The sequence below is a fragment of the Mitsuaria sp. TWR114 genome (assembly GCF_007997345.1).
In genome coordinates this window covers 1-618 of record NZ_VOSR01000083.1, presented here as the reverse complement: position 1 = coordinate 618, position 618 = coordinate 1, and the positions used below count along the sequence as shown (strand labels likewise).

Annotated in this window: 2 protein-coding genes; both read left to right on the top strand. The window is 68.3% G+C overall.

Going from position 1 to position 618, the window contains the following annotated elements; all coding sequences use genetic code 11:
• Positions 1-125: 125 nt before the first annotated feature.
• Entirely contained in the window at positions 126-302 is a 177-nt protein-coding gene (locus FUT87_RS04425; protein ID WP_084452206.1) for a DUF1328 family protein, read from the top strand.
• A 37-nt stretch (positions 303-339) separates the two neighbouring features.
• Positions 340-618 (top strand): ferritin-like domain-containing protein (locus FUT87_RS04420; protein ID WP_259372339.1); only part of this gene is annotated, 279 nt, incomplete at its 3' end.

Genomic DNA, 618 nt, shown 5'->3' with positions numbered 1-618 from the left:
GGGCGCGCGCTGCGGCGTGATGTCCTACATCCGGACGTGGACCCTGCTGATCCCCGCTCGCGCTGCGCGGCGCCAACATGCCCTGCAAGCGCCGCGCCGCGGCCGTTCACCTGAAAGGATTCGTCATGTTGAAGTGGGCCTTGATCTTCGCCGTGATCTCGCTGGTGGCGGGCGTGCTCGGCTTCACCGGCATCGCCGCCGGCGCCGCCGGCATCGCCAAGATCCTGTTCGGGATCTTCCTGGTCATCTTCCTGGTGCTGCTGGTGCTCGGCATCACCGGCGTGAACGCGCTGCGAAAGTGACCCTCCCCCCGTTTTCCGCATCCAGAGGAGCCCGCCCATGAACGCCCCTGAACACAAGCACCTGCAGCTGGACGAGCAGGCCTTGCAACGCGCTCGCCAGCACCTGGACGAAGGCCCGGTCACGCCCAGCTACGGCCCGTGGCGCGACGACGTGATCCGGCTGCTCAACGACGCGCTGGCCACCGAGCTGGTCTGCGTGCTGCGCTACAAGCGCCACTACTTCACCGCGCACGGCCTGAACTCGCCGCGCATCGCCGAGGAGTTCCTCGAGCATGCGACGCAGGAAGCCGTGCATGCCGACCGCCTCGCCGAGCGC